The following is a 16,660-nucleotide window of genomic DNA, read 5'->3' as shown; positions in this document are numbered from 1 at the left end:
TTCTCGGACGGGTCGCTTAGCGACCGAGACTGCAGGAGGACCAGGTTGAGCAACGAACTGGCTGCCGGCCTCGCGGGCCACAGAATCTCTGCCGAGCTATGCCGCGAGAATTTCAAGGATCTGGTCGCGCCACTCCATCCCAACGAGGCGCGGGTCGCTGCTGAGCGCTGCCTGTTCTGCTACGATGCGCCCTGCGTCGCGGCGTGTCCGACCGAAATCGACATTCCGCTGTTCATCCGCCAGATCGCGAACGGGCTGCCGGTCGCGGCCGCCAAGACCATCCTTGATGCCAACATCATGGGCGCGATGTGCGCGCGCGTGTGTCCGACGGAAAACCTCTGCGAGGGGGCATGCGTGCGCGAGTCCTCGGAGGCGCGGGCGGTGGAGATCGGACGGTTGCAGCGCCATGCGACCGACGCGCTTCTCGCGAGCGGACGCCAGCTCTATCGCGCCGGTTCACCGACAGGCAAGCGCATCGCCGTGGTCGGCGCCGGTCCGGCCGGGCTGAGCTGCGCCCACGCGCTGGCGCGGGCTGGCCATCAGGTGACGATCTACGAGGCGCGTCCCAAAGGTGGCGGCCTCAACGAATACGGCATCGCCGCCTACAAAGTCACCGGCGACATTGCGCAGGCGGAACTCGCCTATATTCTGGCCGTCGGCGGCATCACGATCGAATATGGCAAGGCGCTCGGCCGCGACATCAGCCTGGCCGGCCTGAGAGCCGATTATGACGCGGTGTTTCTCGGCCTCGGCCTCGGCGGCACCAATGGTCTCGGTCTCGGCGATGTGCCGGCGGGCGTCAGTGATGCGGTGGCATTCATCGCCGCGTTGCGTCAGGCGCCGGACAAGACCGTGCTGCCGATCGGGCGCAACGTCATCGTCATCGGCGGCGGCATGACGGCGATCGATGCGGCGACCCAGGTCAAGCTGCTCGGCGCCGAATGCGTCACCATCGCCTACCGCCGCTCGAAATCGGAGATGCCGGCCTCGCTTTATGAGCAGGAGGTCGCGCAGGTGCGCGGCGTGCTGATCCGCGAGCATCTCGTGCCGGTCGCATTTGAGCAGGCCGGTGGGGTCGTCAGCGGCGTCACTTTCGCACGTACGCGCCGCGAGGAGGGGCGACTGATCCCGACTGGCGAGCGCATGACGCTCGCGGCCGACCAGGTGCTGATCGCGATCGGTCAGACGCTGCTCGCGAGTGACCTCGCCGACGGCGGCCTCAGCTTCGAGAGCGGCCGCATCGCGGTCGATGCCGCGTGCCGCACCAGCCTTCCCGGCGTGTGGGCCGGAGGCGATTGCGTCGCCGGAGGCAGCGATCTCACCGTGGCCGCCGTCGCCGATGGCAAGGCGGCTGCGGCCTCCATCATCGCGGCGCTGCAAGGCGCTGCTGTGCCCCATCACGCAGGAGCTTGAGTCGTGGCCGACCTCCGCACCAGCTTCGCCGGCATCACATCGCCCAATCCATTCTGGCTCGCCTCGGCCCCGCCGACCGACAAGGCCTACAACGTCGTCCGCGCCTTCAAGGCGGGCTGGGGCGGCGTGGTCTGGAAGACGCTCGGCGAGGATCCGCCCATCGTCAATGTCAGCGGCCCGCGCTATGGCGCCATCCATGGCAGCGACCGGCGCGTCATCGGCTTCAACAACATCGAGCTGATCACCGACCGTCCGCTCGAGGTCAACCTGCAGGAAATCACGCAGGTCAAGCGCGACTGGCCGGACCGCGCCGTCGTGGTCTCACTGATGGTGCCCTGCCAAGAGCCGAACTGGACCGCGATCATCAAGCGGGTCGAGCAGACCGGCGCCGACGGCGTCGAGCTGAATTTCGGCTGTCCGCACGGCATGAGCGAGCGTGGCATGGGTGCTGCGGTCGGCCAGGTGCCCGAATACATCGAGATGGTCACGCGCTGGTGCAAGGCGGCGACGCGGATGCCGGTCATCGTCAAGCTGACGCCGAACGTCGCCAGCATCCTGCCGCCGGCGGAAGCAGCGAAACGCGGCGGTGCGGACGCGGTGTCGCTGATCAACACCGTGAATGCGCTGATGGGCGTCGACATCGACCAGATGGCGCCGTGGCCGCATATCGACGGCTACGGCACCCATGGCGGCATGTGCGGTTCGGTCGTCAAGCCGATCGCACTCAACATGGTTTCCGCGATCGCGCGCCACCCGGCGACGCAGGGCCTGCCGATCTCGGGCATCGGCGGCATCGAGAAATGGCGCGACGCCGCTGAGTTCATGGCGCTGGGCGCGGTGAACGTCCAGGTCTGCACGGCGGCCATGGTCTACGGCTTCAAGATCGTCGAGGAGATGATCGCCGGCCTGTCGGAGTGGATGGACCAGAAGGGCTATGCGCGACCGGAGGATTTCGTCGGCCGCGCCGCGCCGCGCAAGACCGAGTGGCAGCATCTCAATCTCGATTATGTGGTGAAGGCCCACATCGACCAGGACCTCTGCATCAAATGCGGCCGCTGCCATATCGGCTGCGAGGATACCTCGCATCAGGCGATCAGCAGCCTCAAGGACGGCCAGCGCCATTTCGAGGTGATCGAGGAGGAATGCGTCGGCTGCAATCTGTGCGCCGTGGTCTGCCCGATCGAGAACTGCATCACCATGGTGCCGCTGAGGGAAGGCGAGGTCGATCGCCGCACCGGCCTGAAGGTCGGCGGGCACCGCACCTGGCTGGAGCATCCGAACAATCCGATGGCGACCAACCCGAGGCCCGCCAAACATGCAGCGGAGTAGTTCGCCTCAGTCCTGCTCCGGCCCGAGCACGGCGTCGAGGATCGACTGCCGTGCCGCGGTGAAGAAGGCGGGATGCTGAAGTGTGCGGCCGGTGATGGCCTCGACCTGCGTGGAGAAATCGGCGTAATGCTGCGTCGTCGCCCAGATCATGAAGATGAGATGATGCGGATCCCGGCGCGGCAGCTTGCCCTGGGTCATCCAGCGCCGCAGCAAGGTGACCTTGCCGTCGACCTGCTGCTTCAGGTCGTCCTGCAGCACCTTGCCGAGCACCGGCGCGCCGCGCATCACCTCGATCGCGAACAGCCGCGATGCCTTGGGATGGTCGCGGGCGTATTCCAGCTTTGTGGTGATGTAGTCGGTCAGCGCCGTGCGTGGATCGCTCTGTGGCTCGATCCTGGCCAGCGGCACCAGCCACATGTCCAGCGTCCGCTTGAGCACGGCGAGGTAGAGATCCTGCTTGGTGCGGAAGTAATACAACAGGTTCGGCTTCGACAGGCCCGCCAGATCGGCGATCGCGTCGATGCGGGCGCCGGCGAAGCCGTCCATGGCGAACACCGAGAGCGCGGCGTCGAGGATGCGCTCCACATTGGCCTCGCCGCCGCGCGTCTTGGCCCGGGTCTCCGTATCAGGCGTCGCCGCCTTGCGAGCCTTGCGTTTCGTGGTCGTGCGCGCCGCCATCAGACAGTCCGTTGCAGATCGATGAGATCAGGTCGATTGGTCCGCCGGCACAATGCAATGAATCTGATCAAATGGTCAAATCTTACGCAGGCGGCTTGGAGGCCTTCTCGATTAAGGCCTGTAACTTCAGGGAGCAGTGCATGGCATACCGCTTGCTTCGATGCGACCCGACGAACCGCGCCGGGGAAGGGTGATCTGTGAGGGCGCCGACGGCCATCGACATTCGCAATCTGTCGCTGACGTTCCAGACCGGCGACGGTCCGGTCTACGCGCTCGCCGATGCCAATCTGACCATCGCCAAAGGCGAGTTCGTGTCCTTCATCGGCCCGTCGGGGTGCGGCAAGACCACGCTCTTGCGCGTGATCGCCGATCTCGAGCAGCCGACATCCGGCAGCATCACCGTCAATGGCCTCGCGCCTCGCGACGCGCGTCTGAAGCGCCAATATGGCTACGTGTTCCAGGCGCCGGCGCTGTATCCGTGGCGTACGGTGGAAGCCAATGTGATGCTGCCGCTCGAAGTGTTCGGCTTGCCGAAAGCCGAGCGCCGCGAGCGGGCGCGCAAGCATCTCGACTTGGTCAGGCTGTCGGGCTTTGCCAAGAAATATCCGTGGCAGCTGTCCGGCGGCATGCAGCAGCGCGTCTCGATCGCGCGTGCGCTGTCGTTCGAGCCCGAGCTGTTGCTGATGGACGAGCCGTTCGGCGCGCTGGACGAGATCGTGCGCGACCAACTCAACGAGCAGCTTGTGAAGCTCTGGAACCAGACTCGCAAGACGATCGTGTTCGTCACGCATTCGATTCCCGAAGCCGTGTTCCTGTCGTCGCGCATCGTGGTGATGTCGCCGCGGCCGGGGCGCATCATCGACGTGATCGACTGCGACTTCGGAGCCGAACGCACGCTCGACATCCGCGAGAGCCCGGAGTTTCTGAAAGTCGCCCACCGCGTCAGGGAGGGGCTGCGCGCCGGCCATAGCTACGATGAGTAGCGTCGCACTCGGGGCACCGCGCGAAGCTTCGGCGTCCCACCGGATGTGGGACCGCCTGCGGCGCGGCGGACTGGTCCCGGTGCTGACGCTGACGGCGATCATCCTGTCGGTGTGGTATCTCGCCTGTCTGCCGATGAACCGCGACCTGCCGCAGCTCGCACGTGTCGAGGGACTCGCCAGTCGCTACGAGGTGGCCTGGGGCCTGGAGCGGCCGGTGCTGCCGGCGCCGCATCAGATCATCGGCGAGCTCTATGCCTCGACCATCGGGACGCGGCTGTTGCGGGAATCCGCCGATGGGCTCGTGCTCAACCCGCGCAATCTGCTCACCCATGCCTGGGTGACAATCTCGGCGACGCTCGCGGGCTTCGTCATCGGTGTGCTGCTCGGAATCGCGCTGGCGGTCGCGATCGTGCACGTCAATGCGCTACGCCGCAGCCTGATGCCGTGGATCGTGGCGAGCCAGAGCATTCCGATCCTGGCGATCGCGCCGATCATCATCGTCGCGCTCGGCTCGGTCGGCATCGTCGGCCTGCTGCCGAAGGCGGTGATCTCGGCCTATCTCTCGTTCTTCCCGGTCACCATCGGCATGGTCAAGGGCCTGACCTCGCCGGACGCGATGCTGCTCGACCTGATGCGCACCTACAACGCATCGGGAACGCAGACCTTCGCCAAGCTGCGCTGGCCGGCCGCGGTGCCGCTGCTGTTCGCCAGCCTGAAAGTGTCGATCTCGATCAGCCTGGTCGGCGCCATCGTCGGCGAGCTGCCGACCGGCGCGCAGGCCGGCATCGGCGCGCGGCTGCTGTCGGGCTCCTATTACGGCCAGACCGTGCAGATCTGGTCGGCGCTGGTGATGGCGGCGCTGCTCGCTGCGCTGCTCGTGGCGCTGATCACGCTCGCCGAGAAGCTGACTCTGAAGGCGATGGGAGCGCGGCCATGAGCGTCATCGCTTCCTTCCCAACCGAGCGCAAGGCGACGCTGTCTCTAACGGGATCTCTCGCGGCTGGAGTCGGGTTCGCGATCCTGGCGCTAATGCTGGCCCATCGCGGCGCATCGACTCCGATCGTGATCACGCTCGCACTCGCGGTCTGGGCCCTTGCGTGGTTTGCCAACGTCATCTGGAGTCGCGCGGAAGGCCTGCCGCCGGTGCTGACGCGGTTGGCGCCGGCCGCCGTGCCGCTGCTGTTCGGATTGACGCTGGTGTTCCTGTGGGAAGTGATCTGCGTTGGCTTGAAGGTGCCGACCGTGCTTTTGCCCGCGCCGTCGCTGATCATGGCGCGGCTGTTCGCGTCGCTGCCTGTACTCGGCGCCGACTTCGCGCAGACTTTCGTACGCGCGGCTGTGCCGGGCTGGCTGATCGGATCGGCGGCCGGCTTCCTGGTCGCGCTCGCCTGCGACCGCTCGGACTTTCTGCGCCGCGGGCTGATCCCGATCGGCAATTTCATCTCGGCGCTACCGATCATCGGCATCGCGCCAATCCTGGTGATGTGGTTCGGATTCGACTGGCAGTCGAAGGCCGCCATGGTCGTCGTCATGACCTTCTTCCCGATGCTGGTGAACGCGGTCGCGGGCCTTGCTGCGGCCGGCCGGCTCGAGCGCGACCTCATGTATAGTTACGGCGCCTCCTGGCTGCAGACCCTGCTGGCGCTCCGGCTGCCGGCCGCAATGCCGTTCCTGTTCAATGCGCTGAAGATCAACGCGTCGCTGGCGCTGATCGGCGCGATCGTCGCCGAGTTCTTCGGCACGCCGACGCTCGGCATGGGTTTTCGCATCTCGACCGAGGTCGGCCGCATGTCGCTCGACATGGTGTGGGCGACGATCGTGATCGCCGCCATCGCCGGCTCCGCCTGCTTCGGCGCGCTGGCGCTGCTCGAGAAGCGGGTGACGTTCTGGCACCCGTCGAACCGGAGTTGAGACAAGGTTTGTTGTTGGTGGTGTTGAACAGGGGAGACGACGGATGCTGAAGAGATTGATGCTCGGCGCGGCGCTGCTGGTGGGAATCGCGACTCCTGGCTCGGCCGATGATAAGGTGACCTTGCAGCTGAAATGGGTGACGCAGGCCCAGTTCGCCGGCTACTACGTCGCCAAGGACAAGGGCTTCTACAAGGCGGAAGGCCTCGACGTCACCATCAAGCCGGGCGGCCCGGACATCGCTCCGCCGCAGGTGATCGCAGGCGGCGGTGCCGACGTGATCATCGACTGGATGCCGGCTGCGCTCGCCGCGCGCGAGAAAGGCGTGCCGCTGGTCAACATCGCCCAGCCTTTCAAGCGCTCCGGCATGATGCTGACCTGCCGCAAGGATTCCGGCGTTGCGACCCCGGCAGACTTCAAGGACAAGACGCTCGGCGTTTGGTTCTTCGGCAACGAATATCCGTTCATGGCCTGGATGGCCAAGCTCGGCTACAAGACCGACGGCTCGGCCGGCGGCGTCAAGGTCATCAAGCAGGGCTTCAACGTCGATCCGCTGATCCAGAAGCAGGCCGCCTGCGTCTCGACCATGACCTACAACGAATATTGGCAGGTCATTGACGCCGGGCTGAAGCCCGACGAGCTCGTGGTGTTCAACTACACCGACCAGGGCGTCTCCACCATGGAGGACGGGCTCTACGTGCTCGAGAGCAAGCTGTCGGACGCCGCCTTCACCGCGAAGATGGCGAAGTTCGTCAAGGCCACGATGAAAGGCTGGGAGTTCGCGCGCAGCAATCCGGACGAGGCGGTCAAGATCGTGCTCGACAACGACGCGACCGGCGCCCAGAAGGAGGCGCACCAGAAGCGCATGATGGGCGAGATCAACAAGCTCACCGCGGGCTCCACCGGCAAGCTCGATCCGGCCGATTTCGACCGCACCGTGACCACGCTGCTCGGTGCCGGCGGCGACCAGCCGGTCATCACCAAGAAGCCCGAGGGCGCCTGGACTCACGCGGTGATCGATGCGGCCCTGAAGTAGGCGCTCCATCGTCTGCACATTCTGCTGCAGCGCATTGTAGCGCTGCAGCCTTTCTCTCGATGTCGACCTGAACGACGAGCTCGAAGACCCTATGCCATCCAGCCGGAGGAGCGCTCATGACCATTCTCATTCGCGGCGGCACCGTCATCAACCATGACCATTCCCGCCGCGCCGACGTCCTGATCGAGGACGGCACGATCGTCGCTGTGGCGGAGGGGTTATCGGCGCCGGCCGGAGCCCAGGTGATCGACGCCGGCGGCTGCGACATCCTGCCGGGCGGCATCGACCCGCACACCCACATGGAGCTCATGTTCATGGGCACGGTGTCGGCGGACGATTTCGAATGGGGCACGAAGGCGGCGCTGTGCGGCGGCACCACGATGATCGTCGACTTCTGCATCCCGGCGCCCGGCGAGTCGATGCTCAAGGCGTATCAGGACTGGCGTCACAAGAGCGAGAAAGCGGCCTGCGACTACTCCTTCCACATGGCGGTGACATCGTGGACGAAGGAGACCCATGACGACATGGAAGCCGTGGCGAAGACCTACGGCATCAACACCTTCAAGCATTTCATGGCCTACAAGGGCGCGCTGATGGTGAATGACGACGAGCTGTTCAACTCGTTCTCGCGCTGCGCCGCGCTCGGCGCGCTGCCGATGGTGCATGCCGAGAATGGCGACGTCGTGTTCCGCCTGCAGGAGACCTTGATGGGCAAGGGCGCGACCGGGCCTGAAAATCACGCTTATTCGCGGCCGCCCGAGGTCGAGGGCGAGGCCACCAACCGGGCCATCATGATCGCCGACATGGCGGGCTCGCCGCTCTATGTCGTCCACACCTCCTGCCGCGAAGCGCATGAGGCGATCGCGCGCGCGCGCGCCGCCGGCAAGCGCGTCTATGGCGAGCCGTTGATCCAGCATCTCGTGCTGGATGAGGACGAATATCGCAATCCGGATTGGGACTATGCGGCGGCGCGCGTGATGTCACCGCCGTTCCGGCCGCGGAAGCATCAGGACTCGCTGTGGGCGGGCCTGCAGTCCGGCTCGCTGCAGGTGGTCGCGACCGACCACTGCTCGTTCACGCGCGAGCAGAAGCGGCTCGGCCTGAACGATTTTCGCATGATCCCGAACGGCACTGGCGGCGTTGAGGACCGGCTGCTGGTGCTGTGGACCAAGGGCGTCAACACTGGGCGGCTGACGAAGGAGGAGTTTGTCGCCGTCACCTCGGCCAACATCGCGCGCATTCTCAACATCTATCCGCGCAAGGGCGCCGTCGCGGTCGGCTCCGACGCGGATCTCGTGATCTGGGATCCGGCCAGGACCAAGACCATCTCGGCCAAGGCCCAGACCAGCCGCATCGATTACAACGTGTTCGAAGGCATCGCCTGCACCGGCGCGCCGCGCATCACGCTGTCCGGCGGCCGCATCGCTTGGCAGGATGGCGAACTGCGCGCCGAGAAGGGCGACGGACAGTTCATTGCCCGGCCGCCATTCCCGGCGAGCCACGTCGCCAACAGCACCTGGAAGGAATTTTCCGCGCCCAGGCCGGTGTCGCGCAGCATGCCGGTGGTGCCATGAGCGAGACCGTGACACCTCCGGCCAAGTCCGATCGCACCAATCTGTCGATCGATCCGCAACGGCTGTGGGACAGCCTGATGGACACGGCGCGCTTCGGCGGCACCGCGAAGGGCGGCATCTGCCGGCTCACGCTGTCCGACGACGACCGCAGGGTGCGCGATTGGTTCAAGCGTGCCTGCGAGGCGATCGGCTGCACCGTCACCGTCGATGATTGCGGCAACATGTTCGCGCGCCGTCCGGGCAAGCGCGCTGACCTGCCGCCGATCTGCATGGGCTCGCATCTCGATACGCAACCGACCGGCGGCAAGTTCGATGGCGTGCTGGGCGTGCTCGGCGCGTTGGAAGTGATGCGCACCTTGCACGCGACCGGCTACGAGACCAACGCGCCGCTCGAGATCATCAACTGGACCAACGAGGAGGGCTCGCGCTTCGCGCCGGCGATGCTGGCCTCCGGCGTGTTCGCCGGCGCCTTCACCCGCGAGTTCGCCTATTCGCGCCGCGACCGCGACTGCAAGGAGTTTCAGTCCGAGCTGGCCCGCATCGGCTACAGGGGCAGCGAGCCGGTGGGACAGCGCAAGATCGGCGCGATGTTCGAGCTGCACATCGAGCAGGGGCCCATCCTGGAAGCGGAAGGCAAGATGATCGGCGTCGTCACCGGCGTGCAGGGCATGCGCTGGTACGAGGTGACGGTGCAAGGCCAGGCCGCGCATACGGGGGCCACGCCGATGCATCTGCGCAAGAACGCGCTGCTCGGCGCTGCGCGCATGGTCGAGCAGATCGACGCGATCGCGATGAAGCACGCGCCCGATGCGGTCGGCACCGTCGGGCTGATGGAGGTCCGGCCGAACTCGCGCAACGTCGTGCCGGGCGAGGTGTTCTTCTGCGTCGACTTCCGGCATCCGGACGAGGCCGTGCTGGAGACGATGGAGCAGGAGTTCCGTGCCGCGCTGAAGGCAACAATCGAACCGCTGGGCTTGAGCTATGACGAGAAGCGCATCTGGGACAGCCCGGCCGTGCGCTTCGATGCCGAGATGATCGATTGCGTGCGCGGCGGCGCCGAGAAGGCCGGCTATGCCACCCGCGACATGGTGTCCGGCGCAGGCCACGACGCGGCCTACATCGCGCGCGTCGCGCCGACCACCATGATCTTCGTCCCCTGCGCCGGCGGCGTCAGCCACAACGAATCGGAATCGACCTCGTTCGAGGAGTGCGGTGCCGGCGCTCAGGTGCTGCTTGAGGCCGTGCTCGCCTATGACCAGCGCTTCGGCTGAGATGGTGGAACGGGCCGAAGAGTCCTGGAAAATAAAGAGTCTCGGAAAATGAAGAGTCTTGGAAAATGAAGAGTCTTGGAAAATGAAGAGTCTTGGAGAATAGAGGCGGATGCTACTTCAGCAGCCAGCTCCTTCACCAGCTCCGACAGTAGCCCACCAGTCAGTCCTGCACCATCGTCAGTTGGCTTTGCTCGGTTCTCTGGGGGACGGCGACCAACGAGCTCGCGAGCTCAATGATCGGCTCACGCTTGCTCGATTCAGTATTGGACCGGTGCTGTAACGACAATTGGGGCGCAATCCTTCTGTCGACGATCTCAAATGCGCAACGGTACTCTTGCCACCTCACAGATTGCCTCAACGAGCACGCGAACTGCTCGTCCTTCCCAGCCTGTCTGATCGATCGGACCTTTTGAGTATTCGGAAAGAACGCGGGGCAAGTCACGCGCTTTCACGCTCAAGCCGGTAATAGTCTGTGCGGGGCTCCCCATAATCGCTCGCTCTATCGGATCGAGACGCGCGAGCAGCGCCTCCTCTGTCATCGTTACGAAATGATCGGTGGGAGCGGGCTCGCCGACTTGGCCATCCAGCTCGGCTATTAGCGCAATAAATTGGCTCTCAAGTTTCAACAGATGAGCGTCTCGTCTCGGAGACCTGTCTAACCTGAAATCCCTTGCGAAATCCGCGCCCAAAAAAATCGAACTCCGGTCAGCGGAAACCGTGTATCGTTCACGCTTATCGTTGATAATCGCGCCAGAATCGGGCCGTTGACCGCACGCAATCCCGGAGGAGTCGTCGCGCCGGCCTGCCGGTCGGTCATGAGCGAGATGTTCGCCCCGAGTTCAAATCCGCCCGCTGGGATCAGCCCGCGTTCGCTCTCGTCTTGGTCCCGGTCAGGACGTCCAACTCGCCGGGCCCAACAAGGTCGGAGGAATGACCGCGCCACTCGTTCCGTCAATGAAATGGAATTTCATGCAGGCCGGGCAGCTGACGGTCTCGAAGCGCGACAGACCCGTCGGCTGTTCGACGAAGGCGTCCACGTCTGTCCCCGTTTGGGGGCACCGAAACGTGATTGGATAATCCATCATCCATCTCCGGTTCAGGCTCAAAAAGCGGAAGTCGCGCACATCGTGAGCATTATTGTCGGGCAAAACTGAGCAATATTGACCAGTCGGGCACCTCGGCCTCTGGCAGTTTGACCTTACGTCTGACATTCGAGGTCAGTTAAGAGCGCCTCCGCGCGATACGCCGCGCAAAGATGCCGATCGAGATCTATCTCCGGGGGCTGGACGGCTCACTGTCCGTGGACGCCGTCTGCAAGGCAGCTCGCAAATGTTCGACTCCAGTTCGTCGAATTTGAAGTTCTGAGCACGAACGTGCCTGGAGCTGATCGTAACCTCGATTGCGCCATACGACGCCCGCCTTTCTATTCAAGCAAGGAGAGACAGATGCTGATCGATGTCAGGACCGACGGAAACATCAATGGCGGTGAGCAACTGTCAAACGACGTGAAATCGTCTGTCCATGTGGTACTCCGGCGTTACGAGGATCGAGTCAGGCGGATCGATGTGCATCTTAGCGACCAGGTCGGTCACAAAGCCAGTCACGACGACAAAAGTTGCACGATCGAGGTCCATCGCGACGGCAGCGAACTCATCGTCGTTGCGCACCAGGACAGCTTCATGGAGCAGGCTGTTCGTGGCGCAGTTCATAAGTTGAAGAGGGCCCTTGATCATGCCTTCGCCAAAGAGGCGGAGCCGGATCATCGCCGGGATCACCATTAAAGAACGGCAGGTCTATCGGTAACGATTGTCGCGCGTGAGGCACTGCTCGTCAGTCATTAATGGTGCGTTTAGGGCGAGTGGCGCCCGACGAATCTGCAAAGGCGCTGATCCAGGCAGCGGATCATGGAAAGCGCTAGCGAATGAAACGGCCCCAACCGGGGTAGTTGGGGCCGCCATTCATCGGATGCTATGGGGGATTCGCATCCGGTCGTTCTGGTCAAGCGTCCAGAGCCGCATTGGTTCCAGGAATTCATTCGGACCGATTGAAACGGAATTGATTTCGTAAAACATCGGTAGCGGCGCGTGGGGCGTTGCAATCGTGTCTGGCGGGGCTTCAATCGCGCTCAGAAGCCCCCACATAAGGGTCTATGGCAAACTGGCAACCATCCATCACGCGCGATCCTCCCAAAACGAAGGCTGAGCTACGGGAGATCCTGGCGGAGGCAGTTCGCAATACAGGAACGAACGCCGCCAGTCGCGCATCGAGCGCCATGACCACCCAGCCGGAGACGGCCGGGGGACGACCACTCAGATGATGGGTCAACCCTGCAAATCCGCCGTACGGCAGACATAGACGTTCGTTGGCGCGCAGCGGCCGCCTGAACGCTCGGAAGGATAGGGCGGTCCCTTGGCCGCCTCTGAGTCGTTTCCGAGGCTACTCAACGCGATCGATCGTCTCTACCTGTGTCGTCATGAGGTGCTGGCCGTGACTGCGGCGACAGATGACGGAAAGGCGGACCCCAAATGCTCATGATGGATGCGCTCGTCGAGCGAGCTCCGGGGCGATGGGCCCGCCGTACAATGAGGCTCGAGCGATGACCTATCAGAGCGTCAATCCCGCTACCCGCAAGCTCCACAGGACGTTCGAGACGCCGCGGTCGCGCTCGCGAACGATCCCGATTTTGGCCTGGGTGGCGCAGTCTTCACCAAGGATCTCGCGCGGAAAGCGCGTCGCGAGCCGCTTGGAGACCGGCATGGTGTTCATCAACAACCTCAGCTGGTCCGATGTCGAACTTTCGTTCGGCGGCATCAAGAACTCCGGCTATGGACGCGAACTGGGCTCCATGGGAATCCAGGAGTTCGTCAACAAGAAGCTGGTTCGCTATGTCGCGGCCGGCGCGCCGGAGTGAGTTGTGAGCACGGATTTGTTCGGCGTCTGCGATCCCTCGCCGGAGATGAGTGGCAGTTCGAGGAGAAAGCGCGTGCCGGTCGGTGTATTGGATATGATGGTCAGACGGCCGCGGAGCTGGCGCACCAGCCCCCTGATGACCCGGAATCCCAGGCTCGGGCGCGCCTGATCGATGTCGAAGCCTTTTGGAAGGCCGATGCCGTGATCGGACACTTCGACGTGCAGGCATCCAGTCATTTCACGCGCCGACACGTCGATAGCGCCGTGACCGCCGGGATAGGCATGTTTGACCGCATTGGTGACGAGTTCGTTGATCAGAAGGCCGAGGGGAAGCGCATGATCGGCCGACAGCTGTATCGCGTCGGCATGGCAGCACAGGGCATTCGTTCCTGCTGTGCCATGCAATCGGCCGCAGAGGTCGGTCATGAAAACGGCAAGGTCGATGAAGCTGACATGTGTGCCGCGAGAAAGACGGTCATGGACCTGGGCGATGGCCGCGACACGTGATCCGGCGCTCTTCGAGCGCGCACCTGACGTCATCTGAATGCGTGCTGCGCGATTGAATGTGGAGCATCGCGACGACCGAGGTGAGGCTGTTCTTGACGCGGTCGCTCATTTCGCGCGTCAGCATGGCCTGATAATCCAGAGCTTCCTGTAGCCGCGCATCTGCGTTGTGACGCTCGACCGCGATTCCAACGAGACCAGCGAAGCCGGCGTCTCATCTTCCGTGCCGGAGTAACTGCGCTATCGGCTCAAGCAGCAGTCGCTGCTCGCCGAATTCAGTCGTGTCGCGCTTCTTGTGCATCCGAACCCAACCTGAGGTAACTCCAATTAGGAGTCTGAGCAAAACAGGACGTTGTGCGTTGCCCGCACTGGGGCGATCCGTCGCGGGTCGGCGGCCGAATGGGCTGATCTTGGGGGGGCGGCGTCGGAGGGCATGTCTGGCCCCTTTGGGTGTGGCGGCTTTTTGTTCCGCTCCGTGGCCTGGACCACCAACAGCAACCCTGCGCGCTGTGTGACAGATGTATCCAGTCGAGAGGATACGTCGTGTCGAACCCCGCCAGCGACCTCGAATACAGCCGCGATTGTCTTCGATTGGCGGCGGATTTCGCGCAGCTCTCCCGAGAGCCCCCTGATCCGGACGTCCAGGCGCATAGCGTAAGGATGGCGACCTTCTGGACCGAGCGGGCCACTCTGGGTCCGGAGACCCCGCGGACCAGTTCAGATTGCGTCGATGAGTAACATCGCCTTTCAAGCCGGGAGCGCATGTGAGCAACTCTGCTCAGTCTCGCGCACGAGTCATGAGCTAACCTTGTTAGGAGCTGGGCGTCGCGAACATGCCACCCCTGGTAAGCGTCAGATGGATGGAAAAGTGAGGCGTCGGGATGCGAGCAGGTAAAGAAGGTCGATCGGAGCTCGGCGCTGTTCCCCTTGTGTCTGCCTTGGCCGCCTCTCTCGATGATGTCGATGCACGTCGAGCGCTGACCGCGCGTGATCTGCAGGACGTGCTGTCCGGCATCCGGATTCCGATCGTTCTGCTCGATTCCGACCTGACCATCCGCTTCTTCACGCCGGAAATGAGCCGGTGCTTCAATTTGGTCGAGACCGACATAGGCATGCCCCTATGGGATCGGATAGGGCTCGCGTCGGACCAGATGCTTGGGACGGATGCAGGTCATGTCATGCAGTCGCTCACGCCGGTCGAGCGCGAGATCGAATCTCTGGGCGGCGTCTGCTATATCCGGCGGATATTTCCGTATTTCTCAAGCCGGCGCGAAATGGTGGGTACTGTCATCGCATTTGTCGATCTATCGGACCAGAAGCGGACCGCCGAGGTGCTCGAATGCGCGCGAGCACAAGCGGAGGCCAGCAACGTTGCGAAATCTCGCTCTCTGGCCGCCGCATGCCACGACCTTCGACAGCCGCTACAGAACCTCGTGCTGCTCCAGGAGCTTCTTGCGAAAGAGGTCGTCGGTGACAAGGCTGAAGACCTGGTGGAGCGCCTCGATCAGGCACTGGGCAACATGTCGGGTATGCTGAACGGCTTGCTGGACCTCAATCGTATTGAGACCGGGAGCATTCGAGCGGAATACGAAGTGTTCCCGATTTGCGCCTTGCTCCACCGGATCATATCGGATCTGGTCGATCAGGCCGAAGCGCGGCAGATCGCGCTTGAGGTGTCGCCGTGCAGCATGTTCGTTCGCAGCGATCCACAGCTCTTGGAGCAGATGATACGCAATCTGCTTTCGAACGCGATTAAATTCACGAAGCGGGGCAGGGTGCTGCTCGGCTGCCGGCGCCGCAAGGGGACGTTGAGTATCGAGATCTGGGATACCGGCATCGGTATCCCCGAAGACCAACTTCGGAATGTTTTCGAAGAGTATCATCAGCTCGATGGCTCGGCTCGAAATCGGGGGAACGGGCGTGGACTGGGGCTCTCCATCGTGAAGCGGCTTGGACGTCTCCTCCATCACCCGGTAAGGGTCCGTTCAAATTTGGAAAGGGGTCGGTGTTCTCGATCGATATCGAGCCGTCCTATCGCGAACTGCCGGCACGGCACGACATCTCCTCCAGCTCGCCGATCGTTTATCTGGTCAATCACGACCGCGAATTACGCCGGTCGATCCGCAATACGCTCGACCATGACGGATGGGTGGTCGAGGATCACGAGAATGGAGCGTCGTTTCTGCAGGCGTACAAGCCTGGTTGCGATGCATGCCTGCTGATTGATACCGATGGCCCCGGAATGAGCGGATCGACCATGCTGAGCCGGCTCCAGGACCTCGGGCATTCGATCCCGGTCATCATGATGGCCAGGCATGGGGACGTTGCAACGACAGCCGCAGCGATGAAGGCCGGCGCGGTGGACGTCATCGAGAAGCCAATTCACAGCTCTGAACTTCTGGACGGCGTTGCGCGGGTCATGAGGCTGGTGCGCATGTCCGACAGCACTGCTGGGCGGAGCGATGGCTCCGCCGATCGCATTCCGTGCTTTACGCGACGGCAGCAGGAAGTCATGCAGAGAGTGCTGGCAGGGCACCCGAGCAAGAATATCGCCGTGGACCTCGGAATCAGTCGCCGCACCGTCGAGAGCCACCGCGCGTCGATCATGAAGAAGGCGGGCGTGCGGTCGCTTCCCGCGCTGGCACGGCTGGCGATCGCCGGCGGATGGTAGCCTAACGTGTTCGACGCATGCGGATGCGTCGGACCCGTCGCAGGGGCAGGCCGGACTGGGGCGTCTCAGCCTCCGTAGAGAGATCGATCAGTTGATGAAGAATAATCTGAATGAGGCCGGCGATCCTGCCGCTGGTATCATTGCAGATCACCTCAACACCGCATTTGGAGACAAGGCGGCGTGCAGTAGCGCCGAACGTCGGTACGAAAGGGCTTAGCAACTGTGCGAAACGATCCGGTTGCATGGATAGCAGCGAAAGACGCGGATCGAGGCCTTTCCCATGCGGCCGGGCAGGTCGCCAAGGTGGGTCATCCCTAGGCCGCAGAGTTCACATCGCAGTATCGGAATGCCGTCACCATTGAGGCCGTTGGAGCCAGGCTGAA

Annotated in this window: 17 protein-coding genes; 12 read left to right on the top strand and 5 right to left on the bottom strand. The window is 63.6% G+C overall.

The genetic code is table 11. The annotated features are described in order from the left end of the window. Positions 1-45 precede the first annotated feature (45 nt). Together HL671_RS04025 and preA are read left to right on the top strand one after the other, a co-directional pair. Positions 46-1,413 (top strand): NAD(P)-dependent oxidoreductase, encoded by a 1,368-nt coding sequence (locus HL671_RS04025; protein WP_012045918.1) that lies wholly within the window; start codon positions 46-48, stop codon positions 1,411-1,413. A gap of 3 nt (positions 1,414-1,416) precedes the next feature. Then, on the top strand, positions 1,417-2,742 hold the full coding sequence (gene preA / locus HL671_RS04020; RefSeq protein WP_172235670.1) for an NAD-dependent dihydropyrimidine dehydrogenase subunit PreA: 1,326 nt from the start codon (positions 1,417-1,419) through the stop codon (positions 2,740-2,742). 6 nt (positions 2,743-2,748) lie between these two features. Here the strand turns inward: preA and HL671_RS04015 are convergent, their stop codons facing one another. After that, complete coding sequence (locus HL671_RS04015) at positions 2,749-3,420, bottom strand: TetR family transcriptional regulator C-terminal domain-containing protein (RefSeq protein ID WP_012045916.1); 672 nt, start codon at positions 3,418-3,420, stop codon at positions 2,749-2,751. A gap of 197 nt (positions 3,421-3,617) precedes the next feature. On the opposite strand from HL671_RS04015, the gene HL671_RS04010 reads away from it, so the two are divergent. The 6 genes from HL671_RS04010 to HL671_RS03985 all read left to right on the top strand — a co-directional run bounded on the left by HL671_RS04010 (position 3,618) and on the right by HL671_RS03985 (position 10,192). Then, complete coding sequence (locus HL671_RS04010; RefSeq protein WP_172235669.1) at positions 3,618-4,403, top strand: ABC transporter ATP-binding protein; 786 nt, start codon at positions 3,618-3,620, stop codon at positions 4,401-4,403. Then, positions 4,396-5,340, top strand: a complete 945-nt coding sequence (locus HL671_RS04005; RefSeq protein WP_246579537.1) for an ABC transporter permease — start codon at positions 4,396-4,398, stop codon at positions 5,338-5,340. The genes HL671_RS04010 and HL671_RS04005 overlap by 8 nt, the downstream gene beginning before the upstream one ends. A gap of 92 nt (positions 5,341-5,432) precedes the next feature. After that, the gene (locus HL671_RS04000) at positions 5,433-6,314 is read left to right on the top strand and encodes an ABC transporter permease (RefSeq protein WP_374050097.1); all 882 of its coding nucleotides are present in this window, start codon (positions 5,433-5,435) and stop codon (positions 6,312-6,314) included. A gap of 43 nt (positions 6,315-6,357) precedes the next feature. Continuing rightward, a complete protein-coding gene (locus tag HL671_RS03995) occupies positions 6,358-7,347 on the top strand; it encodes an ABC transporter substrate-binding protein (protein WP_012045912.1) in 990 nt (329 codons plus the stop codon). Between the two features lie 116 nt (positions 7,348-7,463). Further along, positions 7,464-8,921, top strand: a complete 1,458-nt coding sequence (gene hydA, locus HL671_RS03990; RefSeq protein ID WP_172235667.1) for a dihydropyrimidinase — start codon at positions 7,464-7,466, stop codon at positions 8,919-8,921. Continuing rightward, the gene (locus tag HL671_RS03985) at positions 8,918-10,192 is read left to right on the top strand and encodes a Zn-dependent hydrolase (protein WP_172235666.1); all 1,275 of its coding nucleotides are present in this window, start codon (positions 8,918-8,920) and stop codon (positions 10,190-10,192) included. The genes hydA and HL671_RS03985 overlap by 4 nt, the downstream gene beginning before the upstream one ends. A gap of 314 nt (positions 10,193-10,506) precedes the next feature. Here the strand turns inward: HL671_RS03985 and HL671_RS03980 are convergent, their stop codons facing one another. Next, entirely contained in the window at positions 10,507-10,818 is a 312-nt protein-coding gene (locus HL671_RS03980; protein WP_244424164.1) for a hypothetical protein, read from the bottom strand. Positions 10,819-11,637: 819 nt separating this feature from the next. Here HL671_RS03980 and HL671_RS03975 point away from each other — a divergent pair. After that, entirely contained in the window at positions 11,638-11,973 is a 336-nt protein-coding gene (locus tag HL671_RS03975; protein WP_012045909.1) for an HPF/RaiA family ribosome-associated protein, read from the top strand. An 823-nt stretch (positions 11,974-12,796) separates the two neighbouring features. Here the strand turns inward: HL671_RS03975 and HL671_RS38210 are convergent. Beyond that, a complete protein-coding gene (locus HL671_RS38210) occupies positions 12,797-12,958 on the bottom strand; it encodes a hypothetical protein (protein WP_246705802.1) in 162 nt (53 codons plus the stop codon). On the opposite strand from HL671_RS38210, the gene HL671_RS38205 reads away from it, so the two are divergent. Further along, positions 12,948-13,103, top strand: coding sequence for an aldehyde dehydrogenase family protein (locus tag HL671_RS38205; protein WP_244424160.1), 156 nt, complete (start codon positions 12,948-12,950; stop codon positions 13,101-13,103). The two genes, HL671_RS38210 and HL671_RS38205, sit on opposite strands and share 11 nt — an antisense overlap. Here the strand turns inward: HL671_RS38205 and HL671_RS03965 are convergent. Both HL671_RS03965 and HL671_RS38900 read right to left on the bottom strand, forming a co-directional pair. Next, complete coding sequence (locus HL671_RS03965; protein WP_049795407.1) at positions 13,076-13,642, bottom strand: sensor histidine kinase; 567 nt, start codon at positions 13,640-13,642, stop codon at positions 13,076-13,078. The genes HL671_RS38205 and HL671_RS03965 overlap by 28 nt on opposite strands. Then, positions 13,578-13,718 (bottom strand): histidine kinase dimerization/phosphoacceptor domain -containing protein, encoded by a 141-nt coding sequence (locus HL671_RS38900; protein WP_312010659.1) that lies wholly within the window; start codon positions 13,716-13,718, stop codon positions 13,578-13,580. Before HL671_RS38900 ends, HL671_RS03965 begins: the two co-directional genes overlap by 65 nt. Before the next feature lie 769 nt (positions 13,719-14,487). On the opposite strand from HL671_RS38900, the gene HL671_RS38200 reads away from it, so the two are divergent. Further along, positions 14,488-15,828 carry a sensor histidine kinase gene (locus HL671_RS38200; RefSeq protein WP_246579538.1) on the top strand — a complete coding sequence of 447 codons (1,341 nt, stop codon included), beginning with the start codon at positions 14,488-14,490 and terminating at the stop codon, positions 15,826-15,828. Beyond that, positions 15,726-16,277: a response regulator transcription factor gene (locus HL671_RS38895; protein ID WP_307768976.1), complete on the top strand. Its 552-nt coding sequence runs from the start codon at positions 15,726-15,728 to the stop codon at positions 16,275-16,277. The genes HL671_RS38200 and HL671_RS38895 overlap by 103 nt, the downstream gene beginning before the upstream one ends. The last annotated feature ends 383 nt before the right edge of the window (positions 16,278-16,660 follow it).

Origin of the sequence: Bradyrhizobium denitrificans (genome assembly GCF_013179005.1) — a bacterium.
Lineage (GTDB): Bacteria > Pseudomonadota > Alphaproteobacteria > Rhizobiales > Xanthobacteraceae > Bradyrhizobium > Bradyrhizobium denitrificans.
This window is presented reverse-complemented; position numbering and strand designations above follow the sequence as displayed.